General features: G+C 58.1%; 20 protein-coding genes and 2 pseudogenes. 12 read left to right on the top strand and 10 right to left on the bottom strand.

The window, feature by feature from the left end:
* Nucleotides 1–122 precede the first annotated feature (122 nt).
* The 7 genes and pseudogenes from NCR98_RS31295 (at nucleotide 123) to NCR98_RS31265 (ending at nucleotide 6,471) form a co-directional block, all read left to right on the top strand.
* Nucleotides 123–1,159 (top strand): annotated as a pseudogene (locus NCR98_RS31295) (glycosyltransferase family 4 protein).
* A gap of 312 nt (nucleotides 1,160–1,471) precedes the next feature.
* A complete protein-coding gene (locus NCR98_RS31290) occupies nucleotides 1,472–2,224 on the top strand; it encodes an SRPBCC family protein (protein ID WP_250528300.1) in 753 nt (250 codons plus the stop codon).
* Nucleotides 2,225–2,235: 11 nt separating this feature from the next.
* Nucleotides 2,236–3,408 (top strand): zinc-dependent alcohol dehydrogenase, encoded by a 1,173-nt coding sequence (locus tag NCR98_RS31285; RefSeq protein WP_250528299.1) that lies wholly within the window; start codon nucleotides 2,236–2,238, stop codon nucleotides 3,406–3,408.
* Between the two features lie 87 nt (nucleotides 3,409–3,495).
* Entirely contained in the window at nucleotides 3,496–5,022 is a 1,527-nt protein-coding gene (locus NCR98_RS31280) for a hybrid sensor histidine kinase/response regulator (protein ID WP_250528298.1), read from the top strand.
* Between the two features lie 259 nt (nucleotides 5,023–5,281).
* The gene (locus NCR98_RS31275; protein WP_250528297.1) at nucleotides 5,282–5,665 is read left to right on the top strand and encodes a hypothetical protein; all 384 of its coding nucleotides are present in this window, start codon (nucleotides 5,282–5,284) and stop codon (nucleotides 5,663–5,665) included.
* A 220-nt stretch (nucleotides 5,666–5,885) separates the two neighbouring features.
* Nucleotides 5,886–6,176 (top strand): DUF6723 family protein, encoded by a 291-nt coding sequence (locus tag NCR98_RS31270; RefSeq protein WP_250528296.1) that lies wholly within the window; start codon nucleotides 5,886–5,888, stop codon nucleotides 6,174–6,176.
* A gap of 25 nt (nucleotides 6,177–6,201) precedes the next feature.
* On the top strand, nucleotides 6,202–6,471 hold the full coding sequence (locus tag NCR98_RS31265) for a DUF1488 family protein (protein WP_250528295.1): 270 nt from the start codon (nucleotides 6,202–6,204) through the stop codon (nucleotides 6,469–6,471).
* A gap of 160 nt (nucleotides 6,472–6,631) precedes the next feature.
* Here the strand turns inward: NCR98_RS31265 and NCR98_RS31260 are convergent, their stop codons facing one another.
* The 3 genes from NCR98_RS31260 to NCR98_RS31250 all read right to left on the bottom strand — a co-directional run bounded on the left by NCR98_RS31260 (nucleotide 6,632) and on the right by NCR98_RS31250 (nucleotide 11,532).
* Nucleotides 6,632–7,036, bottom strand: a complete 405-nt coding sequence (locus NCR98_RS31260) for a response regulator (RefSeq protein ID WP_250528294.1) — start codon at nucleotides 7,034–7,036, stop codon at nucleotides 6,632–6,634.
* A 281-nt stretch (nucleotides 7,037–7,317) separates the two neighbouring features.
* Complete coding sequence (locus NCR98_RS31255; protein ID WP_250528293.1) at nucleotides 7,318–9,063, bottom strand: ATP-binding protein; 1,746 nt, start codon at nucleotides 9,061–9,063, stop codon at nucleotides 7,318–7,320.
* A gap of 1,032 nt (nucleotides 9,064–10,095) precedes the next feature.
* The gene (locus NCR98_RS31250; protein WP_250528292.1) at nucleotides 10,096–11,532 is read right to left on the bottom strand and encodes an IS1182 family transposase; all 1,437 of its coding nucleotides are present in this window, start codon (nucleotides 11,530–11,532) and stop codon (nucleotides 10,096–10,098) included.
* 385 nt (nucleotides 11,533–11,917) lie between these two features.
* Here NCR98_RS31250 and NCR98_RS31245 point away from each other — a divergent pair, with 385 nt between their 5' ends.
* Nucleotides 11,918–12,409: a DUF2934 domain-containing protein gene (locus NCR98_RS31245; protein ID WP_250528291.1), complete on the top strand. Its 492-nt coding sequence runs from the start codon at nucleotides 11,918–11,920 to the stop codon at nucleotides 12,407–12,409.
* A gap of 29 nt (nucleotides 12,410–12,438) precedes the next feature.
* Here the strand turns inward: NCR98_RS31245 and NCR98_RS31240 are convergent, their stop codons facing one another.
* Genes NCR98_RS31240 through imuA form a run of 3 tightly spaced genes read right to left on the bottom strand, consistent with a single transcriptional unit; the run spans nucleotide 12,439 to nucleotide 17,700 of the window.
* Nucleotides 12,439–15,588, bottom strand: coding sequence for an error-prone DNA polymerase (locus NCR98_RS31240; protein WP_250528290.1), 3,150 nt, complete (start codon nucleotides 15,586–15,588; stop codon nucleotides 12,439–12,441).
* Nucleotides 15,589–15,599: 11 nt separating this feature from the next.
* Complete coding sequence (locus NCR98_RS31235) at nucleotides 15,600–17,063, bottom strand: Y-family DNA polymerase (protein ID WP_250528289.1); 1,464 nt, start codon at nucleotides 17,061–17,063, stop codon at nucleotides 15,600–15,602.
* Nucleotides 16,987–17,700, bottom strand: coding sequence for a translesion DNA synthesis-associated protein ImuA (gene imuA / locus NCR98_RS31230; protein WP_250528288.1), 714 nt, complete (start codon nucleotides 17,698–17,700; stop codon nucleotides 16,987–16,989). The genes NCR98_RS31235 and imuA overlap by 77 nt, the downstream gene beginning before the upstream one ends.
* Nucleotides 17,701–18,110: 410 nt before the next feature.
* On the opposite strand from imuA, the gene NCR98_RS31225 reads away from it, so the two are divergent.
* From NCR98_RS31225 to NCR98_RS31210, 4 genes are all read left to right on the top strand, one after another.
* Nucleotides 18,111–18,467 carry a hypothetical protein gene (locus NCR98_RS31225; RefSeq protein ID WP_250528287.1) on the top strand — a complete coding sequence of 119 codons (357 nt, stop codon included), beginning with the start codon at nucleotides 18,111–18,113 and terminating at the stop codon, nucleotides 18,465–18,467.
* Between the two features lie 49 nt (nucleotides 18,468–18,516).
* Entirely contained in the window at nucleotides 18,517–19,476 is a 960-nt protein-coding gene (locus NCR98_RS31220; RefSeq protein ID WP_250528286.1) for an SOS response-associated peptidase family protein, read from the top strand.
* 277 nt (nucleotides 19,477–19,753) lie between these two features.
* Nucleotides 19,754–20,092, top strand: coding sequence for a hypothetical protein (locus tag NCR98_RS31215; protein WP_250528285.1), 339 nt, complete (start codon nucleotides 19,754–19,756; stop codon nucleotides 20,090–20,092).
* Nucleotides 20,093–20,240: 148 nt separating this feature from the next.
* Nucleotides 20,241–20,486, top strand: a complete 246-nt coding sequence (locus tag NCR98_RS31210) for a hypothetical protein (RefSeq protein WP_250528315.1) — start codon at nucleotides 20,241–20,243, stop codon at nucleotides 20,484–20,486.
* 10 nt (nucleotides 20,487–20,496) lie between these two features.
* On the opposite strand, the gene ligD is transcribed toward NCR98_RS31210, so the two are convergent.
* From ligD to NCR98_RS31190, 4 genes and pseudogenes are all read right to left on the bottom strand, one after another.
* Complete coding sequence (ligD, locus tag NCR98_RS31205; protein ID WP_250528284.1) at nucleotides 20,497–22,458, bottom strand: DNA ligase D; 1,962 nt, start codon at nucleotides 22,456–22,458, stop codon at nucleotides 20,497–20,499.
* A gap of 1 nt (nucleotide 22,459) precedes the next feature.
* Nucleotides 22,460–22,756 carry a hypothetical protein gene (locus NCR98_RS31200; RefSeq protein ID WP_250528283.1) on the bottom strand — a complete coding sequence of 99 codons (297 nt, stop codon included), beginning with the start codon at nucleotides 22,754–22,756 and terminating at the stop codon, nucleotides 22,460–22,462.
* Between the two features lie 267 nt (nucleotides 22,757–23,023).
* Nucleotides 23,024–23,950 (bottom strand): tyrosine-type recombinase/integrase, encoded by a 927-nt coding sequence (locus NCR98_RS31195; protein ID WP_250528282.1) that lies wholly within the window; start codon nucleotides 23,948–23,950, stop codon nucleotides 23,024–23,026.
* Nucleotides 23,951–24,393: 443 nt separating this feature from the next.
* A pseudogene (locus NCR98_RS31190) lies at nucleotides 24,394–25,962 on the bottom strand (IS3 family transposase).
* Nucleotides 25,963–25,982 lie beyond the last annotated feature (20 nt).

The raw sequence follows: 25,982 nt of genomic DNA, 5'->3' as shown, positions 1-25,982 counted from the left end.
AGGTCGGCGATATGTTCGACTGGTAATTAAATTGCTTCGAAGTGCGCGCATTACGCATTACCTTGACACTTCCACCTGTGCTCATCACGGCAACAGGCGGAGGCGGCAAGCGAGGCTCAGTCATGCGAATAGCTCAGGTTTCGACACTTTACGAAAGCGTCCCACCAAAGGCGTATGGAGGCACCGAACGGGTCGTCTCGTATCTGACGGAGGAGCTTGTCCAGCTCGGGCATGACGTCACGCTTTTCGCTAGCGCAGACTCGACCACCCGCGCGCGTCTGATCGAATCTTGCCCGTGCGCACTGCGTCTCATTGAAGATACGACCGATCGGCAAGCGTGGCACTTCGCAATGTTGGAACAGGTGGTGCGCCAATCGACCGAATTCGACTTGATTCACTATCATGTCGACTACTTACGCTTCCCATTTTCCCGCCGTCTGGCTTGCCCTCACCTCACCACCTTGCACGGGCGGTTGGACACACCTGGTCTCGAGCAGCTTTACCAGGAGTTTGCGGACATTCCGGTGATGTCGATCTCCGACGCACAACGTTGGCCCTTGCCTTGGTTGAACTGGCAGGGCACCGTCTACCATGGATTGCCCCACGATCTATACACATTCCGCGATCAGCCGGGCGACTATTTAGCCTTTCTCGGCCGGATTGCGACGGAAAAACGTCCTGACCGGGCAGTCGAGATCGCACGCAGCGCCAACGTACCACTCGTCATTGCAGCCAAGGTCGATCGCGCTGATCAAGCCTATTTCGAGCAATCGATAAAAGAGCTGTTTTGCAACCCACTGGTGAGTTTTCATGGCGAGGTCACTGAGATGGGCAAGGACGATTTTTTCTAGGTCATGCGCGTGCGTTGCTTTTTCCTATCGACTGGCCTGAGCCATTTGGGCTAGTGATGGTCGAGGCGCTTGCCTGTGGCACGCCTGTCATTGCCTTCCGAAATGGCTCCGTTACCGAAATCATCGATGACGGAATCACTGGATTTATCGTTGACACCATCGAAGAGGCCGTCGATGCCGTGGGCCGCACTGCGCAGTTGAACCGTCGGCGCTGCCGCCAAGCTTTCGAAGAGCGCTTCACCGCAACGCGAATGGTGCGCAGGTATCTGGAGATTTATGAGAATGTCCTTGCAGGCCAACCTATGTGACCCAGCGAGGTCTCCCCGCACGCAACAAGCGGCGGTTTGCGGCTGACGCCGAACATACCACGCCGACCGGTCATTCGATTACGAACTATGATGTTTTTGCGCTTTGTAAATAACCCAAAGGGCTCGACCGGTCGACTCGTTCACGACCTACACTTAGTTATACGAATATTGTTGAGACGTCATCCCATGTGCATTAACGCGACTGTCGAGCCCTGTGAGCGTCTCGAACGGCGCAAACATCACGAACACTTGCTTGCACCACATCGCATCAACTTATCCGCGTAACAGGGCACTGACTAACGAGGATTGATTATGACAAACGGCAACTTCGCTTCGAAACAAGGTGAACCATCGCAGAGCGGGCGCAGCTTGTCGGCCGCCTCAACCAGTGGGTCGTCGCAAGGCCTTGGCTGGTTTCCCTTGACGCTGGGCGCTGCCTCGATCGTGGTCGGGCTCGGCGGTCGGAACAAGGGCGCTTTGGCGCTTGCACTTACGGCGTTGGCGGGCGTGGCCGCGGTGCGCAGCGGCCACCTCGACCTTGTGAAGGTGGGCAGCGGCAGGCCGGCCGGCGCTTCCAGCGGCGAGCCGGAGGTGGAGCGCTCGATCACGATTGGCAAGACTGCCGACGAGCTTCGCGATTGTTGGCTCGACCCGCGTACGCTTCCTAAGATCATGGCAGGTTTCGCGAGCGTGCGCCCGACTGGAGACGGCCGCATGCACTGGAAGGTACAGGGTCCGCTCGGCCGCGCCTACGAATGGGACACCGAGACGGTGGACTTGCCTCGCAAGGGCATCGGCTGGCGCTCGTCGTCCAACGCCGCCATTTATAGCGAGGGATCGGTCCGCTTCAGCCCCGCCCCGGCCGACCGTGGCACTGAAGCCACGCTGCACTTTCGTCTCGACCCGCCTGGTGGTGACGTCGGTGAAGCGTTACTGAATTTCCTGGGAACCACACCGCTGGATTTAGTCGCTGACGGGGCGCTGCGGCGTTTCAAGAGCCTGATTGAAACCGGTGAGATTCCGACCACTGGGCGCCAGCCTGCTGCTCGCCCCGACACGCGCTAAGGAGAAAAGACATGCGAGCACTCTACTGGAACGGCGTGAACGACCTGCGTGTCGGCACAGTGAACGACCCCGAGATTGTGAACCCGCACGACGCGATCCTGCGCGTGAGCCTGTCGACGACTTGCGGCTCGGACCTCCACTTCATCGATGGTTATATCCCCACCATGAAGGCTGGCGACGTGATTGGCCACGAGTTCATGGGCGTCATCGAAGAGGTTGGGCCCGCTGTGAAGCGCGTGACAAAAGGCCAGCGCGTCGTCGTTCCTTCATTCATCGTGTGCGGCCAATGCTGGTATTGCCAACATTCCCTTTACTCGTTGTGTGACAACACGCATCCCAAGCCTGAGCTCCAGGCGCCGCTGTTCGGTGGACAGAGCACCGCCGGGATCTACGGCTACACCCACGCCTTTGGGGGCTACGCGGGCGCGCACGCGCAATACGTACGCGTACCGTTTGCCGACAATGACTGCTTCACGGTTCCCGACGGGGTTGCCGACGAGACGGCCCTGTTTCTCTCGGATGCCGCGCCCACGGGCTACATGGGCGCGGATTTCTGCGAGATCAGCCCGGGCGATACGGTCGCGGTCTGGGGTTGCGGCGGCGTGGGTCTGATGGCACAACAAAGCGCGCGGCTGATGGGCGCCGAGCGAGTAATCGCGATTGACCGATTTCCAGAGCGGCTGCAGATGGCCCGCGAGCACGCCGGCTCCGAGACGATTGATTACACCAGCGTCGACAGCGTGGTGGATGCGCTTAAGGAAATGACAGGCGGGCGAGGCCCTGATTCCTGCATCGACGCAGTTGGGATGGAGGCGCATGGCGTCGGACCGCAATATGCCTATGACCGAGTCAAGCAGGCGTTGCGCCTGCAGACAGATCGCGGTCAGGCACTGCGCGAGGCAATCATGGCCTGTCGTAAAGGCGGCACACTGTCAGTGCTCGGCGTCTACGGACTGATCGACAAGTTCCCGATGGGCGCCATCATGAACAAGGGCATGACGGTGCGCAGCGCGCAGCAGCACGGGCAAGCTTATATGGACCGGTTGCTTGGGCACGCACAGAAAGGAGAACTCAATCCCGCCTACCTTGCCACGCATCGCTTCTCGCTGGAAGACGCACCACGTGGCTACGACATGTTCAAGCATAAGACGGACGGCTGCGTGCGGGCGGTGTTCGCGCCATGAAAGCCGCGTGTTCCAAACCTGAGAAGCCCTTACACGGTGACGCACCGATGCTTTTTTGCCTGGGTGCAACCGTTTGGATCTAGAGTCGTGAACACCGACAGTTTCTTACCGAGCGACACAATTCGCCAACAAGACGTCGGTGAGTTGAAGCTTATCGACGCCTTGCCACAGATGGTTTGGACCGCGCGCCCGGATGGATCAGTCGATTACTTCAATGAACAATTCGCGGCTTTCGCCGGCACAGCACCGATAGAGGACGGCCTTTGGGTCAGCTTCGTTCATCCCGCTGACAGGGACGATGCGCGAAGACAGTGGGCACGCGCTGTCGAGACAGGCGAGCCTTCCGAGGCGATTTTCCGCGCTCGCAACGCCGCAGGCGAGTATCGGTGGATACTCGCCCGTGCGAGGCCGCTTCGAAACGCGGAAAACATCATTATCAAATGGGTCGGAACCAATACGGATATCAACGACAGAGTAGTCGCGGAGGACGCATTAAGAAACGCCAACCGTCGCAAAGATGAGTTCCTTGCAATGCTGGCCCATGAACTGCGAAATCCACTCGTGCCAATCGGTGCCAGTGCTGAAATGCTCTCGATGAACCCCGGGGTCGACGACCGCGTGCTCAGAGCAAGCGAGATGATCGCACGTCAAGTTAAACACGTGACAGCGCTTGTGAACGATTTGCTTGATGTCTCACGGGTGACGCACGGCCGCGTTGCGCTCGAGCGGCGCACGGTGGATATGAAGGAGGTCGTCCATGACGCTGTAGAGCAAGTCAGGCCAACCTTTGCGAAGAAACGACATCAGTTGAACATTGTTTTCGGGGCCGATCCCGCGTGTGTTTGCGGCGACTACATTCGTTTGGTACAAGTTGTTGGCAACTTGCTTAACAACGCGGCGAAATACACACCCGAGAACGGGCTCGTCAGCGTTGAGGTCGGGAGCACCGAGGATAACGTTGTCGTTCGAGTCATGGATAATGGTGTTGGAATGGAGCCCGAACTGCTGAGACGGGCCTTCGACCTTTTTGAGCAAGGCCAGCAAACTGCTGCGCGCAGCGAAGGCGGCTTGGGCATCGGTCTGGCTCTGGTGAAAAACCTTGTGCATCAACACAGAGGAACCGTGACCGCATCAAGCGAAGGTTTGGGTCGAGGTAGCGAGTTCATCGTCCGATTGCCCGCTGTCGCGGCAAGATCCGTGGCTAAGCAAGCCGTGAATGACGAGACGTCGCGCCAACCTACTTTCAAGCGACAGCGCATTCTCCTTGTCGACGACAACGTGGACGTTGCCGAATCGCTAGGCGCGGTGCTACACATTTTGGGTCACGACGTAGCGATCGAGCATGAAGGAGCCGGCGCGATAGAGCGCGCTCGCAAGGAAAGTTTTGACACCTGCATTCTCGACATCGGGCTGCCGGGCATGGACGGCTACAGTCTTGCCCGTGAGCTTCATGTACTACCCGGCACCAGAAGCGCGGTATTTGTGGCTCACACGGGTTACGGTCAAAAAGAAGACCAGAAGTTGTCAGCCGAAGCCGGCTTTACGCATCATCTCGTCAAGCCTGCGCCTATTCATGAACTTGAGAGACTCCTTGCAGAGCATAAAGCGCATTGAGTTTTCCTCGCAGCCTAGCGCAGCCACGGAGAGATGTTGCAGTCGCTTGTTCAGACGTCATTCTCCGAACCGGTGCAGGCCAATACAATTGCCGGCATCAAGCGGCCATCGATGCAAAGCAAGGTTTCTAACCCGGACACCTCTTAAACTACCCTGCGATGCCCACCCCGCAAGCGAACAACGCTCTGCCTGTTCGTACGTACCGAAGCAAAAGCTGGCTGGACGACTAATTACACCGCCTCGTATTTTGGAGAATTCAATGGAGCACGCCGCTACGCTTCGCTTAAGCTTAATCCGCTCGCTCACGGATGACGAAATTTGCGGCTTTGACTATCAGGTTGAGCTGAAGCGTTTTTTTAGCTTGATTCGCGCTGCTGGAATCCGAATGAATGCTATCGCATTGACAGTGGCCGGTGCTGCGATCGACAGCGGGTTCACAGGAGAATTCGTCGTCCCCTTGGCTCAACCGATCGGACCGGTATTGGGACGAGCTGCATGTGCGTGGCTGCAAGGTCGCGCCGGACGAACTGTACGCTTGACCATCGGTAATGTCGAGTTCAATGTCGTCGCGCCCGATGACGTTGATGCCCTCATTCAGCGGTTCGCGACTCGCACTTTCATAGCGGGTGATGACAATACATAGTTACTCGTATTAGCAAGTCTCCATCTGAAACGACAGCGCACGCCGGCGCTTCGGTTAGTCGGTCTCCCTGGTCTTCCGATGGAGCCACAAACTCTACTACACGACGATCGAAATCAAGACGGGACGGTGAATATTGTAAATTCTGTCCCGTTTAAGCGCTGCTATGGAAATAAAACGTGCGTTTCTAGGTGCCGCAGAGTTTGAGTCCGGAGACGTTGATATGTCCACTGGAAAACGACCAAAGTTAGTTCTTTATCCGACAAAACCAATGCCACCGACGCCTGGTTTGTCAGAGTGCGATTTCGCCATCTACGCATCCTATCGTGGCACCCGAGCAAGTGGCTTTTACGGGACATTGAAGGTGGTCCGCAAAACAGATGCAAAACTGCTGTTCCCGTTTGACGGCGCTTTGCCGATTGGCCCCTACGCAAGCAAGGACGAGGCGACCTCGGCTGCCCAGCAGATCGGGCACCGCATTGTCGAGGGTGATCTTACGAACCCCGAGCTCTAACGCCAGCCGATTGACTTAACAAGCAATGGAACTTCCAATCAATCAACCTTCACTTCGCCTGACCAAGCGCGGAGTCGAATTCTCGGTGGTGAAGAACAAACGTTCTATTGCGTGCGTCATGACGATCGAAGCCTTGCAACAGTTCTTCTGGCTCGAGCCCGCAGCTGCCGAACAACGCATTTTGCAATGTTTCCAAGATGGTCGCGCACGCATCTTTGCCGTCGCCGAACGAAAATGTTTAACTTGCAGCGACAACTCGATTCTCCTAACGCCTAAGGATTTTAGGAAACGTTGAGGTTCCGAGCGTCCGGTCTTGGTAATTCTTATTGACCGTAGGGCGTACGTCAATATTTGCTGCTTTTACCTTCGGTACTCTGGAGCCGGATCGAAGCCTTCGCTGCGGAGCAGCGGCAGGAAGAAGGCACTGCAGTCGGTGCATCAACGTCGACCGTCACTTATCTTGTTTGCACCGGAACAAGGCGTACGGGCTGTTGCTGGTCTTCGTTCTCGGAGATGCCGCGCAGGCCTAAGAGAAGTGAAGTTAAGGAGTCAAGGAACAGGCCTTTCTGACAATATGCGTCGAAATCGAAATCCTTTGAGTTCTTCTTGACGAATGCTTCATCAAGCGCGGTCAAGGCAATAACGATCGCAGAGGACGTTTGATGGGAACTTCTGATGACCTTCGCCACTGCGAATCCGTCTAGGTGAGGCATTGAGATGTCCAGCAGCACCACGTCCGGCTTCCATACGCATGTTGCAGCGATAGCAGCAGCGCCGCCGTACATCGCGATGACCTTCTGCTGGTCTGACGCGAGGTAGGCGGCGAGTGCATCGGCCGCATTGCTGTTGTCATCGACCACAAGCACGCGCGTTGCTCTGCTCGTGACGGACACTGTGCGCGAGGTCCAGCGACGAGCTGTAGTTCAGCGCTGAAACATAAGGTATGCTTTCTTAACCTTCGAAGTCTTATGTTAAGTGAGCTGCATGTGCGGCGGGTGGTGCGCTGACGCAATTCGGCATCTCAACATTTGAGCGCAGCAAGTTTACTTTTACCCACAGAACAGCTCTGCACCCGACTGCAGTATATGTTGCCTGCGGGCATGTGCGAAGCGAGATGTTATCTAAAAGGAAGGGGCGACGGTTACCGGGCAAGAGGCGAGCGTAAATCAAGAGCCTGGCGAATTGTCCGAGCTAGCTCATCTGCGCTATAGGGTTTGCTAAGCAACGTGACGCCCTCGTCCAAGCGCCCCTCATGAAAAATAATGTCACGCGTGTAACCTGATGCATAGACGACGGCGGCGCGGTGTGGGGGCTGACTGGCTAGTTGCGCCAGCTCGCTGCTTCGTATTGTGCCGGGCATGACGACGTCGGTGAACAGAACGTCAATACGCGAGCTTCGCTGGAGTACGGCCAATGCTGAGTCACCGTCATGGGCTGAAAGCACTTTGTAGCCAAGCTGCGCGAGCATGTCTATCGCGGCCAGACGGACATCCGGGTCGTCCTCTACAACCAGAATGGTCTCTCCACCGCGAGCGTGAGGACTTGCAATCACAGCCACGTCCTCTTCTGGGGCGTCGGTCGCCGGGAAATATAGCGACACGGTCGTTCCTTTGCCCACCGTACTCTCGACATCGATGAATCCAGCGCTTTGTGAGACAAACCCAAATACCATGCTTAGCCCTAGCCCCGTGCCCTGGCCCTCGGGCTTCGTTGAAAAGAAAGGTTCGAATATGCGGGTGCGAATCGTGTCTGACATGCCGCAGCCGTTGTCTGAGACGGAGAGCTTGACGAACATACCCTTCGGCAAGGGCGGCCCAGACGTAAGCGCACGTTCGCCATCTTCGTTACTGACCTGAAGAACAATTTTTCCGACGTCTCGGATGGCGTCACGCGAGTTGATTACTAGGTTAAGTAAGGCGTTCTCAAGCTGGTTCCTGTCTACGTAGATGTTGCGCACTGGCAAATCAACGGACGTTGTGACTTCAATCGACTCAGGAAGCGCGTGCGCGGTCAACTCCAGCATCACTTCGACGAGCTTCGATGGATTGACGACTCGCGGAGCAAGCGGTTGTCTCCGAGCGAAAGCAAGCATTTGCGTCGCGAGCTTTGCGCCACGATTCACAGCATTGGTGATTACTTCTAAGCGCGACGCTACTTTACTGTCGCCGTCGAGCGTCCGATTCAACAACTGCACATTTGCCGAGATAATCTGCAACACATTGTTGAAGTCGTGGGCGATTCCGCCAGTGAGGTTTCCAATTGCCTCAAGCTTCTGCACTTGACGGAATTTCTCTTCGGCCTGCACGCGAGCAGACACCGCATCAGCGACTCTCTCTTCGAGCGTCTGCGTCAGCCGAAGCAACTTATCCTCAGCGAGCTTCCGTTCGCGTTCAGCGAGGACTTTCCCGGTGGTTTCGAACACGATACAAATAACGCCCGCCGGAGCACCGTTGTCCTCTGCCACTGGGCTGTAATGCAGGTCCATCCAAACCTCTTCTGGCACGCCACGCCGGTGCAGCGTCAGCTGTTTGTCTTTGTATGAAAGCGTGCCGCCCTTCAGGCAAGTGTCGACGACGTTGCGATTAAAATCGGCAACCTCAGGCCAGCCTTCCTCGACTGGTTTGCCAAGCAAAAACGGATGCCGGCCACCAGCAAAAACAGAGTAGGCATCGTTATATATCATGGTTCCGGGCTCGCCCCACAGCATCACGAGTGGCAGAGGGGACGCCAGCACGAAACGCACGGCTGACCGAAGACTATTTGACCAATCTTTAATAGGACCGAGCGCAGTGTTCGTCCAATCAAATTCAGCAATGCGCGCAGAAAGCTCACCCTGCCAACCTTCACAACCATGTGACAGCACGGGCCATTTCGTCGTGGCGTTCATAGTTCGCTTTGGTCTATGCAATATAAGTGAACAGCGCTTTCGGAAGAAGCTTACGTCGTTTCCAGCCCAGCGCTGCACGGTTTGGCCCCGATTTTATCAGCGACGTGAACATCTCTGCTGCAGGCGGAATTGTGCCAGCTTCGTTCCGCAATCTTTCTAGGTAGCAGCGAGCGCTATCGATCGTCCAAAATGCGTTCCTAATAAATGTTGGTTACGGAAACGCTACTTATTCGCATCCATATGGCATGCATCAAATTGCCAATTTAGAAGACTACATCACGAGGCCAACCGTTCTCTTGATCGACGCTGGCTACTATTCGCCGATCACACGGAGTTTGAGCCGCTGGAGCCTAACGCCCCTCAACATAGACGCGCGACTAGGTTCATACACGGCCACCGATAGGCATGTGAGCCGCCACCAATCTACTTGTGCTGCGCGCCCTCGACGCTGTTGCGTGTCACCTCAATTATGAGACGCCAGACTTTGCGGACTAGCTGCTGCAGCGGGTGGACGGGTTCTAGCTTCGACATCCTTGTTACGACTGCGCATCAATTCCCAAGGGCATTTTGTCGAATTCACAGCCGAGCGTATCGATGTGGGTATTCAATACGGCGGCGCAAGTTGGCCAGAGATTGTGTCGACATTTTTGCGACGCAATGAGTGTTTCCAGTCTCCCGTCCAAGGCTGTCAAAGGGGTAGCGACGCTTGAAGACGCCGCTCGACTTAAAGCATTACCGGCTGTTTCACGATACATCTGCGCGTGGGTCACTCGAATTTCCGACTTGGCGCTAGTCGGAGGCCGCGCTCAACTGTTGTCTCTACACGGTGGTCTGGATGACCGGTCCGCTCCGCTACCAGCCCTTAGGTTCGCAATTGAACGACCGGCTGCTGTGGGTCGAGGTTGTGCGAAAACAAGAGAAGCACCTTGGCGAGCACACGGATGTACCCGATCAATCGACGGACGATCGAATAAGTGCGGTCACAAAAGAAAATTCGCCTCGCTTGCGATCAAGGCGACTCGCCGCTTGTTCTTATGTTCTTATCGCTTCGATCAGCGACGACGTACCCAGAATACTGATTGCTCGCTTCACGTTGTACGCCAAGATGTGAAGGCTCATCTCGGTTCTCACCCGAGGAAGCGTTTTCGTCAAGAAGTGCGCCGAGCCCATCCAGAACTTGAGCGTCCCGAACGGGTGCTCGACCGTCTGTCGTCGTAGTCTTGCAGCGTGTGGACTCTTATCGAGGCGACGCTGCATGTCCTCGAGTACCTTCTCATGTTCCCATCTCGCTATCCTTCGATATGGACTCGGAGTGCATTGCGACTTGAGCTTGCAACTTGGACATGCTGACGGCCAGTATTTGTGAATCGTCAGTCCCGCCTCGACCGTCTTGAAGTGCCAAATAGCTCTTTCGCCTGCCGGGCAGCGGTACTCATCGTCAGCCTCAATGTAAACGAAATCCCGCTTATCGAAACGACCGTCTGCCTTGCTGTTCGATGTCAGCGGTTTGGGGACGAGTGTCCTGATTCCTTGCTTCTCGCAGCGAAGAATTCCATCGCTCTTGTAGTAGCCGCGATCGGCAAGCACCGTCAACTTCTTTTTCCCGATAGCGTCCCGCGCCATTTCCGCCATTCTCGCCAACTGCGTTCGGTCATGTCCAACGTTGACGACATCATGTGCAACGATCATGTGACTCTTGAGGTCTACAGCGGTCTGTACGTTGTAGCCGACCATTCCCGTCCCGCGCCCACTGGTTGCCATCGAGCGAGCGTCCGGATCCGTTAGCGAGATTTGGCCATCGGGCGCTGCGCGCATTAGCGCCTCAATTTCGCCGAGCTTCTGCACTTGCGCTTTGAGACTTTGGATCTTCTCTTTCAAATGAGGGATCCGTTCATCCGGCAGGCTCGCCGGCTCTCGATCGGCCCGGTCCAGTTCATCCATATAGCGAGCAACGCTTTGTTCAAGTTGCTCCATGCGAGCCTGAAGCTTGCGATCAGTGAAATTATTGTCACGGTTGTTGACCGCCTTAAATTTGCTGCCGTCGATAGCAACGGTAGCGTCTGCGAATAACTTCAACCGGCGGCAAAGCAACACGAACTCGCGGCACACTTTGCGGATCGCAACGCCGTTGTCCTTACGAAAGTCAGCGATGGTCTTGAAGTCAGGCACCAGTCGGCCTGTCAGCCAGATCAATTCGAGATTCCTTCGTGCTTCCCGCTCGAGGCGGCGACTCGATTGAATTCGATTCAAGTACCCGTAGATGTAAATCTTGAGCAAGGTCGATGGATGATATGCTGGTCTGCCCACCAAAGAGGGCGTGGCTCGCTCAAACCCAAGACCTACTAGATCAAGCTCATCAACAAAGACGTCTACCACTCGTACTGCGTTATCAGCATCGACGTAGTCGTCGAGACACTCGGGTAGCAGTGCGACTTGATCTCGCGCCGCGCTTTCAATAAATCGCTTCATGGGCCACCACCGAAAGACGTGTTGACTAACTATAGGCAATCAACACGTTTTCGCACAGCCTCGGTCGCGAAGCGACTGTCATGGTCGACTAGTCGACCTAGTCATCACTCAACTCTAGTGCGCTCACAAGAGCTCCTAGGGCCTCGACATTGGCCTGAAGCATATAGACCGTAATGTTCATAGCTGTTACATCCCGAATCCAAGCCGGAGACACGATTTGTAAGTCAGCGGTTTCCACACGGTGAGCAGCTATTGCAGTAAGAGCGGTTATTCTTAACGTCTGTCGGAGATTCAGTGGGGAGCTCGCTTCTCGGCTTAAAAAAGGTTTGTTGAGCAAGATGCGACGACCTGTTAAGGTCAATCATTGCCTTGTCTCGGAGTGAAGATGCAACTCAAGTCGAACAACCCGTTGCGAGAAGACGCAATCCGCCTGCGTGCCTATTATCTTTGGGAGGCAGACGGTCGGCAGCACGGACATGATGATCTCTATTGGGACGAAGCGATTGCTCAGTTGCAGAACGAGAGTCGTGTCGCTTCGTCCCCCACTTTACCGGACGTTCTCGTTGATGCGGCCGATACGAAGCGGGTCTTGCAAGCGAAGAAAGGTGCGAGCACATCGAAGGGAAGGGCGGCCGCGCAACCCGATCACGACTTGCAAGGTGGCCGTGCACATGCGGACGCGGAGCCAGTCCGGACGACGGAAATTCCCGCATCAGCCACTGGCGCGAAAGTAAAGCAAGGCACAAAACACGAAGAGCCGCCAGCCAAGCCTGCGAAAGAAGTGGTCACGAAGGCGTCGAAGATCGCAAATGAGTCGGACGCAAAACCTAAGCGATCTTCCAAACCCAAGAAAGCTTCATCGGATGCAAGATCATAGCGGTGGCCTGTTCGGAAGCCCTGCATCAGTCAGCAGAAGTTGCGGCTGACGGACGTGAGTCCCCCAAGCAAGTGGGACAAGTCCACCAGTCGATGGGCAACCAGGTGTCGAACTTCTCCCTCGCACTGCCAGGTCCCGTACACGGCGAGCAAGGACGCTCCGAGCGCTTCCCTTCGTTGCTTTTCCTGCAATGACGGCCAGATGATCACATTGACGTTCCCCGTTTCGTCCTCGAGGGTGACGAACATTACGCCCTTAGCCGTCCCCGGTCTTTGCCGGACAGTGACGAGGCCGCAGCCACGCGCCAGACGCCCGTTTCGATAGGCTCGCAAGGTCGAAGCCGGCATCAGCCGTTGCTCAAGCAGCATAGGTCGAAGTAGCGAAAGGGGGTGGCGACCGAGTGTCAAGCCGGAGGCGTTGTAGTCGCTCACGATATCTTCAGCTTCAGATGGCGCACCCAACGCTGGCGTCTCGTCATCAATCCGGCCGTCGGCGAGGATGTCACGATCGGGTACGGCTGCAACCGATTGCCACAGTGCCTCGCGCCGATTGCCCGCTAACGACTGAAGCGCGTTCGCGACGGCCAGTACCTGAAGATCATGACGATCCAGCTGGGCTCGTCGCGCCAGGTCGCTCACGCTCCCGAAAGGGCTCACCGCTCGCGCGTTCTCGATGCGCTCCGCCGCCCCATCACGCATGCCCTTAAGCAACGATAGCCCTAGGCGCACAGCAGGCTTCCGGCGACCTGGGTGTGGCTCCAGCACCGAATCCCAGCCGCTGATCGTGACATCGATGGGCACTATATCGACGCCGTGGCGCCGTGCGTCCTGTACGAGTTGCGATGGCGAATAAAAGCCCATCGGTTGCGAGTTGAGCATAGCGGCGAGGAAGGCCGCCGGCTCATGGCATTTGAGCCAACTGCTCGCATACACGAGCAACGCAAAACTCGCCGCGTGACTCTCCGGAAAGCCGTACTCACCGAACCCTTTGATCTGCTCGAAGATGCGCTCGGCGAAGGCAAGGTCGTAGCCTCGTTCCTTCATGCCGTTGACGATGCGATCGTAGTATTGCTCCAGACCGCCTTTGCGCTTCCACGCAGCCATCGCACGACGTAGCTGGTCGGCTTCGCCCGGTGTGAAGCCGGCAGCCAGGATCGCGACTTGCATGACCTGCTCCTGGAAGATCGGCACACCCAACGTTCGACCCAGTGCCGTCTCCAGTGCTTCACTCGGATAGGTCACCGGCTCGAGCTTCTGACGCCGCCGCAGATATGGGTGCACGGCGCCGCCCTGAATTGGACCAGGGCGCACGATCGCCACTTCGATCACCAGATCGTAGAACGTACGCGGTTGCATGCGCGGCAGCATGCTCATCTGCGCGCGAGATTCGATTTGAAACACGCCGACTGTGTCGGCCTGCGAGATCATCTCGTAGGTGGCCGGATCCTCGGGCGGGATGTCCTGCATTTCGAACCGCTCACCACGCTGCTCGGAGACAATGTCGAGCGTGCGACGGATGGCCGACAACATGCCAAGCGCCAGCACATCGATCTTGAGCAGCCCGAGTGCCTCGAGATCGTCCTTGTCCCATTGAATTGCGCTGCGATCGGCCATCGCGGCGTTCTCGACAGGCACAAGGCGCGTAAGTTTGCCGCGGCTGATGACAAAACCTCCCGAGTGCTGAGAAAGGTGCCGCGGAAAGTTCAGGATCTGTGCCGCGAGCGTCGCCCACATCCGGATCAGCGGATTTTCTGGATCAAGGCCGGATTCCTCGAAGCGACGCAAAAGATCCTGCGAATGATCGAACCACTGGTGGCTCTTAGCGACCTTGTCGACGATTTGCGGGTCAACGCCCAGCGCCTTGCCGGTCTCGCGCAGTGCGCCACGCGGTCGGTAGGTTGAAACGGCCGCCGCGATTGCCGCCCGATCTCGCCCATACTTCCGATAGATGTATTGGATGACTTCTTCCCGTCGCTGATGCTCGAAGTCGACATCGATATCCGGTGGCTCGCCGCGTTCCTTACTAAGGAATCGCTCGAAGAGCATGTTGCCGCGAGACGGATCGACTTCCGTCACGCCAAGGCAATAGCATACGGCGCTGTTGGCCGCCGAGCCACGCCCCTGACACAGGATGTGCTGACTACGCGCAAATCGCACGATGTCGTAGACCGTGAGAAAGTACGCCTCGTAGCGCATCTCGCGAACGAGCTGCAGTTCATGTTCGATTTGTTGCTGAACCTCGTGCGGAATACCGGCCGGAAAGCGCCTGTGCGCGCCAATGTAGGTTTCCTGTCGCAGATATGCTTCATGCGTGAACCCTTCCGGCACCAGTTCATCCGGATACTCGTAGCGCAACTCATCCAGCGAGAATGTGCAACGCTCGAAGATGTTGAGCGTTTGAGCGAGCGCGTGAGCCGGATACAGATTCGACAGACGTAGCCGTGAACGCAGGTGCTGCTCCGCGTTCGGTGCGAGATCGTAGCCGCATTCCGCCACGGGCTTGCCGATACGGATTGCGGTCATTGTGTCTTGCAAGGGCTTGCGCGAGCGCACATGCATCACGACATTACCCAGCGCGACAACCGGTACGCTGTGCCGGTCGGCGACGTACTCGACGCTGCCGCGATGGATGTCATCCATCGCACGCTGGTGCAAGATCAACCCGACCCACGCGCGGGCCGGAAAGGTATTGTTGAGCCACTCGACTTGTGCCGAGAGCGCTTCTTCCTTCGCCGGGAAATCCGGCACGAGGATAGCCAGGCAGTCTGGCATGCCACGTAAATGAGCGTGTTCTTTTTCAGGTTTGGAGAGATCGTGCGGCGTGAGCAGATAATTTCCCTTTGCCGCCCGCATGCGGCCGAGCGTGATCAGCTCGGACAGGTTGCCGTAGCCGTTGCGATTCTGCGCGAGGAGAATGAGGCCGAACGCGGGGCTTTTGTCGGCATGCACGAGCCGAAAATACGAGCCGATGACGAGAGGCAGCTTGTCTTCCTTTGCCTGCACATGCGCGCGCACCACGCCGGCGAGCGAACACTCGTCGGTAATCGCAAGGCCTGAGTATCCCAGTTGCGACGCGCGCAACACCAGCTCTTCGCCGTGCGATGCGCCGTGCAGAAACGAAAAGTTCGTGAACGCGAATAGCTCCGCGTAGTCGGGTAGGGTCGACGAAAACAGATCCACGACAACACCACTTACCCGAACAGTCCGTGAAGAAACCAGCGGACTTCCTCAGTCTTCACGCTCGGTCGCTCGCGGTAGATCCAGTAACAGCTCTTGTCGGTGGCTTCCGCGACGTAGTAGTCGCGCGTCACGAGTTCGCCGTCGTGCCAGCCCGCTTCAATGCGCTCGCCAGCGGAAACGAGTTTGAGCGGCGAGCCGTAGAACGGTCGGTGGTTTTTGATCATGAGCCGCACCGGCTCGTTGAGTAGCCAGGTGGGGCGCGGAAGTTCGGCCGGGGGCGGACACGCTTGGGCGGTGTCCTGGACCGGTATCCACTGATTGGCGTGTTCAGGCCGGTGGTCTGAGGTGGGCGCAGGCCGCAGGACATTCTCAGGCCCCAAGCGCGCCACCAGCAATTCGAGCAGCCGGTTGTGATCTTCCGTCGAACCGCCCGGGTCGGGAAACAGCGAATCGCTCGGCGGCTCGGCCGGCTGGACTCGGGATGCCGTCAGCCGCACGGCAATGACGGCTGCTTCGAGCTCGATCCGTCCAAGTCGCTCTCTGAGCAGGCGGACCAGGTGTTCCTCGTGCCAGGTGGGTTCGGCAAGCGCAATGTCGATCTGCGTGGGCTCAATGGCCTGGCGACCGCGCTCGTGTTCCAGCGTGATCGTGGCCTGCGTGAGCGCGAGTTGCTGCGCGCTCAGCCAGCCGCACAGTTGGACGATCAGACGGCGCGCGGAAAAGAGAACGGCCTCGGCATGCTCGACCCGATCGGGCAGTTCGGTGCGCGCGCTGAAAGCGGGTGGCAACTCAAGCCACTCGTAGAGTTCAGGCGACAGGCCATAGGCGCGGTCAAGCGACTCCAATAAGTCCACGCCACACCTCTTTTTAAGCCCTGCACGCGGCAGGCGTCGAATATCGTCGAGCACTCGGCAACCGAGACCATTGAACCAGTCGCTGAACGACCGAATCTCCGGCACCACCACGAAAGGCAGCACGCCAAGGTGGCGTTCGAGCGAACTCATCTTGAGTACGCGTCTGCGCCCGCGCTTGGCGAGCAGCCACGCGCCCTGGCCGGTCGGCGCCACGCTCATGCGGGCGGTGACGCCGATCGTCCTGACCGTCTCGTTGATCTGCCGGCACACCTGTCGAATGCCGCCGAAAAGCCGAAGACTGGCGGTGACATCGACAATGAGGGTTTCTTCCTCGCGCATGGCGACCTGCGGCGAGAAGCGAAGCAAGGCAAAGGCGACTTCACGTTGTACATCGTGTTCACGCGTCGGGTCGCGGTCAACCATCAGCGCATCGGCCGCGAGTGTCGTGACACCTCCTCGTTTCATCCCCACTCTCACCCCCGCGTCTTGTGCTGCCTGGTCCAGCACAATGACCTTGTCGCGTTCCAACACCACACATCCGTGTTCAGTCGGAGGCGACCACCTCGGACGGAATACCTCCAGCGAGAGCCGGGGCAGGAAGATGGCGACGAATACGGCCATGGGGGCTGAGCAAGATCGGAGACGGTTGAAGGTGGATGGAGAGTGACTCGGTTCGGGTGGGTCCTCGTCGCTTGATGATGTCGACAAAGATGCCGCCGTCGGCGGGCCGCACTCCCAGTCGTAACGTCGCGGGTGACGAATCTTGGGCGGCGGCGAGCGGTCGAACCAGAATCAGGAGCGTTTCGGTTGCTTGTGCCGCCAGATGCAATCGCCGCAACGCCTCAGATCGAATGTGCTGCTGCCAGAAGAGCAGGGCGCCACAACTTCGTGCGTTCAGTACGCGCTCGGCGCACCAGAGCGCATCCGCGGTCTTCGGCGCGCGCAGCATCGTGAGCTTGTTCAGCGGCACCCCCAAGTAGGCGAAGGCGAGGCTGTTCGGCACGTGCGGGGCTTGCAGCAGCGCGACCGGTCGTTGGCTCGCGGCAATCAGCGCGGGAGTAAGCAAGCGCATTTCGCCGATTCCCGGCTGCTGGACGAGCAATTCGACTAAGGAGCCAATGGGCCAGCCCCCGCCAGGTAATTCCGCCGACAAAGCCGCGTAGCCGGTGTCGATCGTCTTGCCGTAGGCCCGCGCGAGTTGCGACCCACGCCAGATCGCGGGATGGATCGCTTCAATGTGCTTAAGCAGAGCGGCCATGGCAAAGAAGGTTCAGAAACACTGTATGGATGTACAGTGGTATCTTAGCGCAAAAATGAAGCAGTGAATTGCGCCCTTTTAGCTGGAACCGAAAAAAGCTGATCAATATGCTTATCCCAGATACTTCACGGCGGATCGCCGGAGTCGTGACCAGGCTACGTCGCGCATTCGACGCCGCGACCATGCACGAAGCGTTTCGCGCGTAAAAAGCGGCCCAGCCGACGTTTTTGCGCAGGAGAACGGGTGTTTGTTCGAACGAAGCCTCTTGATGTTTTCAATCGCTGGGAAGCCGACGGCAGCGTGCGCGATCGCCATTACTGTCGAGGGGCGACCCGCAGCGCGTCCGCATCTGCAACCGAGGTCGGCGGATCGGTACTATGGTGGAAATACGGAGGAAAAGCAGGATCGACATGATGAAACCTGACATCGACGAACTGACTGGCGCACGTGCGGATTTGCTCTGCTTTCTGGTGGCGACCGTAGCCGCGTCTTACGCTTTGACGCACGAATGGCGCGTCGATCACGTGGTGGAGAGCTGCCGCATCTGGCTTAAGCGCAATCTCGTCACGATGGACTGGCTCGCGCGCATCCGCATAGGCCAACTGGCCCTCAAAATTGCGCGACGCGATCTGAAGGGAGCGGGCATTGCCGTGCGCCAGGCGGACGTGCAGACACTGTTCACGGATGGCATGGGCCTGAATCACGCAAGCACAGTGGTGCAGAAGATGATGCGGCTGTGCCGTGACGCCACCGGCACGGCGAGCTAGCGCCCCCTTTTTACGATCGGACTTAAGGTCAATACCCAGGGAGACAACAGTGTGCTACTCGGCCCAGATTCAGGCGGACTACCGGAAATACGTCAAGATGTTCGGCGCGCAGATGGACATTCGTGAGTTTGCGCGCCTGTTCTGGGAGCGCGCCGAAGGCAGCAAGGCTAAGATTCCGAAGGCGATGGAGGACGCATTTCACGAACCACAAAGCGACGACGAACGCCAGATCAAAGAATTCATCGATCGGTTCAATGTCGAGCGGACCTCAAAGATCGAGCAGGAGCTTTTCAGGCAGCGCACGCGTCTTGCGGATGCTGAGCGCACGCTGCAAACGAAAACTACCAAAGCCGCTACCGAAAGCAAGCGGATCGCGACTGACAAGATCGAAGCCTCGTTGCGACGCCTGGAGGACCTGAACCGAACCGAGTTTAGGCCGCGCGACGCACGGATTTTCCCGGGCACGTTTGCACCGGTCCTAGTTAGCGAGAACGGCGAGTACGTCATCAAGCCGATGCGCTACCAGTGCCGAATCGCAGGCAAGCCGGCCAACTACGACGTCAAGTACCCCGGCACCTACAATGCACGGCGCGACAATCTCGAAGGATTCTGGAAGCCGTGCTTCGGTCACACGCATGGACTCATGCTGGTTGATGTTTTCTACGAGAACGTCAGCAAGGCAAAGATGGAAGGGACGCTGCTGGAGACTCATCAACGGGACGAAAATATGGTCCTCGAGTTTCGCCCGAACAACAAGCAGCTGATGTATGTCGCTTGCCTGTGGTCGAAATGGAGCGCACCGGGGGAGCCGGACCTGCTCTCCTTCGCGGCCATCACAGACGAACCGCCGCCGGAAGTGCAGGCCGCTGGCCACGACCGCTGTATTGTCCCAATCAAGCCCGACAACGTCGAGGCATGGTTGAATCCAGACGCCTCCAATTTGGCCGCGCTCTATGCGATCCTCGACGATCGCGACCGGCCCTATTACGAACACCGGCTCGCTGCTTAGGCGGGCGTGCGCTGCGCAGCTCCAAGCCGACGCCGCTAATACGCAGCGATTTATTCAAAAAGACGCTGATCGTCCCGGTCCTGACTAGCATGTCGCGATAGACATCCTGGGAGGACACATGGACGAACTAGAGAAACACCGAAGAACGCGATCGAAGCGCTTGCTGGCTTTGCAGTTTGCAGTCGCGAGCATCGCTCACACTGAAGGCGTGGTTTGCGAATTGCACGCGGGCGATGCTTGCACAGTGGGTCTGGAGTGCTCCAGGTCACCACTCTAAATGGCTCGCAAGCTCCCTCGCTTCGAGGCTGTCGGCATCAGAGAAGGCCGAACGTTCTGGCGCAAGTATCGCGGCAACGCGGACGTCGAGCGCATGTTGCTCGAGATCGCACAGGCGCGGGAGGTCATGCAGCAGATCGGCGATTACTTCGACTGCCTGCACAAGGTGTGGGTTGAAGAAAATTTGGGGCAACTGGTCGCCCTCGAAAAGATTCGCTTGCTGCTGAACGAGCAGGCCCTGCGACAGCGTGTACTCGCGGGACTCAAACCACCGCCTCGTAAAGGTGAACCCGATGACCGCAATGGACCCGATGAACCCGAAACTGAAGTTATCGGCTAGCCTCAAACAAGCCAGAAACATTGACTGGGAAGGCAAGCTGACGAACTTCAAGGTCAATGACGTACGTCGCGCGGTGCGCGCGCCGTACGAACGCGGGGCACAGCGGTTGCTTTACTTGGTCATTATCCACGTCAACCAGGAGGACATGATGGCAGGCGATACAGCTAATAAACCTGGACAGATCGTGAAGGTGTCGGGTATTTACTCGGTCGTTCACGATGATGGAAAGGACACGTTCGAGGTCACCTGTGTAAAAGGTGAACATTTCCCGCCGACGCGAAGCGGCAAGGGCGCACATTTCGAATTGAAGTATGGCGCGACCCACGCTCATCAGCATGAGGCACGCAAGGGTACGGGCTCGGGTACAGAATCGGTTTCGCAATCGCGGACTTAAGCCTTCACGGCTACTTCATGCCGACGGCCCGGCGCATTGCGAGTGTAATGCCTTGCCGCGTGCGCCAGTAGCCGTCCCACGGGTCGCGGTCCAGAGAGCGTTGCCTCTTGACGGCCTCCAGCATGCTCCATTGATCGCCGCTCTTTACTTCCTCGAGTTCGTCCCATGCGATGGGCATCGACACGGCCAGGCCCGGACGGGCGCGAACTGAGAACGCTGCCACGGTGCTCGCACTGCGTCCGTTGCGAAGATAATCGATAAAGATTTTTCCAACGCGGTTTTTGGGACCGAGCACGGCCGAGAAGCGGTCCGGTACAACCTGGGTCATGTGTTGGGCGACAGCTTGCGAGAACGCTTTAACTTCCTCCCATCCCTGTCGACGGGTCAGCGGCACGACGATATGGAAACCCTTGCCGCCGCTTGTCTTGACGAAGGAACGAAGTCCGATCTCATCGAGCACCACCTTGACCAATGTGGCCGCCTCGAGCATCGCGGACCAGGGCAGCACCGGGTCGGGGTCAAGGTCGAAGATCACGCGGTCCGGATGCGTAAGATCCGGCGCGACACCATTCCACGAATGAATTTCGACCACGCTCATTTGTGCGAGACCAACCAGTGCCTGAGGGGTATTGGCGGCAAGCAGTCGTGCATGGTTGGGATAGACACTGGCGGGCAGTTCTTCGATGCCGGGAATGCGGGCGCGCTCGCTGTGCTTCTGAAAGAACTGCTCGCCCGCGATGCCGTCGGGCGCGCGTACCAATGCCAGTGGTCTGCAATGAAGGTAAGGCAGCGCCCACTGCGCGATCGCATCATAGTAACGGACGATTTCCAGCTTGGTTAAACCGGATACCTTGTCCATCACGCGTTGTGGATTGCTGATCCTGATGTCGCGAACAAACACGGTCCCGCGCGGGCCAGTACGTTCGCGTGGCGCGCCAACGCTTTCGACTGCGGGATCGTCCACTGTGGTGCCTGCCTTTTCCTGCGTCACTGCGCTCGCCGGCTTGTCTTCCCGGAGTGCCTGAAACACAGGATGCCGGATCTCGCCGGAGGGCGTCCACTCCAGAAACGAGACTTCGGCAACGATGTCGGGCGCCAACCAGTGAAAGTCTCGATCGCGCTCTGACACCGGTGCATTGTGGAACGCTGATTTCGTCTGCCGAAGCGTTTCAGCGCGCTTGGCAAAGGCAGCCGCGCGTGACGGCGTGAAGTGAGGCGCAACGTTGCCCGCAAAGCGCAGCGATCCGTCTTCTTCGTACACGCCGAGGAGCAACGAGCGTACGCCCGACTTCGCCCCATTGACGCGTGAGAACCCGCCAATCACAAATTCTTGGCGAGACTTGCACTTGAGTTTGATCCAGTCCGGTGATCGGCCAGAGCGGTAGGGCGCATCGCCGCGCTTGCCGATGATGCCCTCGAGTTGCATCTTGCATGCGGACGCAACCAGCGACGCGGGGTCGTCGGCGAAGTCATCGGAAAAGCGGATGAGCGGGCTCCCGACTGCGTCCAACAGCTGGAGAAGCAGCTTGCGGCGCTGACGCAGCGGCTGCTCACGCAGGTCAACACCATTGAGCCAGAGCAGATCGAAAACAAATAGCACAATATCGGTGGTGCTACGACGATCGAAGGCGTTCTGCAACGCATTGAAATCGGGCTTCCCTGACGCGTCCAGCACAACCGCCTCGGCATCGAGCCACAGGTTGTCCACCTCAATCGATGCGAGCGCCTTCTGCAAGCGCGGCATGCGGCTCGTCCAATCGTGCCCGTTGCGAGTAATCAGCGTTGCAGCGCCACTCTCGACGCGAGCGAGCATGCGATAGCCGTCGAATTTGATTTCGTAGGACCAGTCGCCGCTCGCAGGGTGGCGTTCCATTAGCGTGGCAAGTTGCGGCTCGATGATGAGCGGCATCTCGCCTGCCGGCGTTGCCGGCGCGCGTACGCGGGCCTTGCTTGGGCCATTCCAGCGCCCCATCTTACGACTCGCCGCGATCGGGTTGAGCGGGCGGACCGTACACGTCGCTACGTGGGAAGCTTTGGCGTGGTCGAGATTGCCGCGGATGTAGCAGTTGAGTGGTGTCGATACCGGCCATCTGAAAGACCTCGGCAATCCGTCGGAGCTTAATGCTGAAGTTCATTGGCCAGTGAGACTTATCGTCGTCGCCGAAAACCGTTATGTTGTCATGGATCGTGAGGGCATAGCGCGCTAGCAGAAGAGCATCGACGAATCGCGCTTCGCGCGCGACCTGTTTTAGGAATGCGTGGGTTTTCATGGCGCCATCTCCAGGACACGCAGGTGCAAACAGCGGGCCCGACTGCGGGCCCCGATTAGTGTTGGTCCGTGCCGACGGCCCCTTGCGAAACTGCGATACGGGTTTATACTAACCAGCGTCTCCTCCATGTCTCCTGATATGGATTCAACCCGCTCGCAACCGAGCGGGTTTTTTTCAGCGCCGCTTTGTGACCGGTGCGCTCGTCTACGAGTTCGAACCGGCGCCTGGCAAGCTGCCTTGTTGGTTGGCACGCCGCAAAGTGCGACGTCACCGTCGCGTGCCTTCGATCAGAGTCCCGTCGAGGGTCTGACGTAATCGCGTCGCCGTTCGATGGCTGGACAAACCCATCAGAACACTGACCTCTTCATTGGTTTTACCCGCGATGAGATAGCGTCGACCAAACGTGTTCCGCAGCAGGCGCGGGCTCTCGTCCGGTGCGGAAAGATTTGCTTCATGCAAAGCGGCGCGCACACAGATTAGCAGCGTGTCCGGCCTCATCGGCTTGCCGGAGGCGGTCGTAACGAACAGCCAAGACGTTGCGCACTTCATGGAGCGGCGCGCGTCAAGATATGCGCGCAGCACCTCGGCAGCGAACATTTCGATCGGCACCCGACGCGCGATGCGCGCCCCATGCTTGTCGACGAAGACGGTCGGGCGTGCGCTTCCCATAACTAGGTCATCAATGCGTAATTGCCTGAGTTCGGCTGCTGTCACGCCTGAGGCAAGGAAGAGCGCAACGATAGCCACGTTCCGCAGTTGTTTGAATGACTCTGGCCTGGACGAGGCGCACAGTCTCTGCAGCCGCGCATCGTCCTCCGCAGACAAATAAATTGGCCTCGGTTCATCTTCCGGCCAGCTTTCGATGCTGAGCAGGACGGCGGCCGGATTATCCTTGCGCAGTCCCATGTTCACCAGATGCCGTGTGAAGCGATCAATCAGTTTGAGGTAGCGAAGCTTTGTCGTCGTACCGGGCGAGCAGTCTCGTGCAAGCTCGGCAAAGAAGCCCTCGACGTAATCGGTGCCGAAGGTCGCAACGGTCTGCCGATGCCCGGTGAGGTAATCGTTGAATCGCGAAAACATCGAGCGATGCTGAACGATGGATTGTTCTGCAAACGCTCGCCGGTCGGCGCCGACCGCTTCTTCGCGTTGCCATTGCCCGTAAGCTTTTTCAGGATCGGACAGCCACAATTCCATTGTCGTAAAAGTCGATATACTGAATTTAGCGAAACCCAAACATAACGCGAAGCTTACGTTTCGCCAAGCGCGCCGTCACCAAGAAGAGGGCTGTTCGACGGGCCAACGCGCCGGGCTCGACGCTATCACTCTCCGGTACTGGCACACCTTTACGCCATTACTCGCGGATCGGCGCATAGGGCAGATGCCCTCCGCCGCTTCAAGACGCCAGATCACCGCACAAGATCTGACACATTCACTCGGAGTACTGAGGATACGGTGTCGACGCGACGGGCATCGCTAAGCGTGACTCAAAGTGAGACCAATAGCGGCTCGCGAAGCGATGAGCGGAGGAATGGAGCACGATTAGTTCGCTGGCTCCCTATCGCGGCTCAAATACAGGCACTTTCGCTTGCTTAGGTATCGGAAATTTTCAAGGTAGTTGTCGCCTCAACGATTAGATTTCAGGCAGCCTCTCTGTCTTGATTTCGGTGTTGTGGGGCGTCGCCCCGATTGTCGATTCGATCCGGGTTCAGGTGCACAGCATCGACGCGTTGCCAGTTGCGCGTACGGCGTTTCCATCGAAGCGGATTGCATTGCCGGGCATTCTCGTAGAGCGCCGCGCGTCGATCCAGAATGTCCTGATCGAGGTTGGCATGACGCTGCGCCGGCGTCACGAAACGGATCGCGCTATGACGATGCTCCTCGTTGTACCAGCGCACCAGTGCGCCCACCCACGTGCGCGCGGCAAACAGGGTATCGAATGCCTTGAGCGGGTAAGCAGGTCGGTACTTCAAGGTCTTGAACAACGACTCCGAGTAAGGGTTGTCGTTGCTCACGCCCGGGCGGCTCAACGACGGCATGACGCCCAGCGCCTGAAGGGTGGCGAGCATCGTCGCGCCTTTCATCAGGCCGCCGTTGTCCGAATGCAGAATGACCTGGGCGGGCTGTATCGCTTCGCGCGCGCAGAGATCCCTGAGGACTTCGCTGGCCAGCACGCAGCTTTCCTCGGCATAGACCTGCCAGCCGACAATCTTGCGGCTAAACACATCCAGAAACAGATACAAGTAGGAATACTGCCCACGAACCGTGGTCGGCAGGTACGTGATGTCCCAGCTATACAACTGGTTCGGTGCATCGGCGCAAACTGAACGGGGTTTGCTGCGTGCCTGTGCCGGCCGTTCGCTGCGCCGATGGGCGAGTTGCTTCTCGGCCTTCAGGACCCAGTAGAACGTCGATTCCGAGGCGATATAGCGTTGCTGGTCTGCCAGTCGAGGCACGATCTGGCTTGGCGGCAGATGACCGAAACGGGGCGATCGCCAGAAGCTCGGCGCGTTCGTCGGCAGAGAGCTTGTGACGCGGCTCATGGTGCCGTAACGAGCGCCCGTCCACCGCATCAGGTTCGCCGCGCTGCCAGCGCTGAACCGTTCGGGCACTGAGCCCCAGAATGTTGCACGCACGCGCCTGGCGAGCCCCGGCCAGGGTCGCCTCGCTGATCAGGCCGATCAATGCCTTGCGCTCTTCAGGGACCGTCATTCGGCCTCGCCCCCGAACAGCGCCCGGTGCTTTTTTTGCAGCACCAACAGCGCCGCAGCTTCAGCGAGCGCTTTCTCTTTGCGTTTGAGTTCGCGCTGCAACTCGAGATTGGCCTGCTTCAGATCCCGCACTTCCTGGGCGCTTTCGCGCCGGATCGCGGTTCCACCGACGTTGCAAAAATCTGCTCGCCACTGCGCAAGATGATGCGCGAACAGGCCGCGCTCGCGACACCAGCCGTTCAACGCTTCGTCGACCAACCCATGGCTCTGCTGCAAGGCCATCAGCCGTTCTTCCAGCGACCAGTCTTCCGGACGTCTTGCGTGTCCGGAGCTCGAGCTCTGCTTCGTGGCGGCGGCCCCTCTCATCCATTTCCTCAATGTCAGTACGTTCACGTTCAATTCGTCGGCCACCGCTCCAACTGTTCGGTCACCGCGCTGCAGGACCTTCGACAGTGCCTGCTCTTTGAACTCAACAGAATACGTTTGTTTCGCCTTCAACTTGTACCTCTGACTCTTCT

The organism is Caballeronia sp. GAWG2-1, from assembly GCF_023631405.1.
Lineage (GTDB): Bacteria > Pseudomonadota > Gammaproteobacteria > Burkholderiales > Burkholderiaceae > Caballeronia.
The sequence above is the reverse complement of the archived record's forward strand: the minus strand, read 5'-3'. Positions and strand labels throughout refer to the sequence as shown.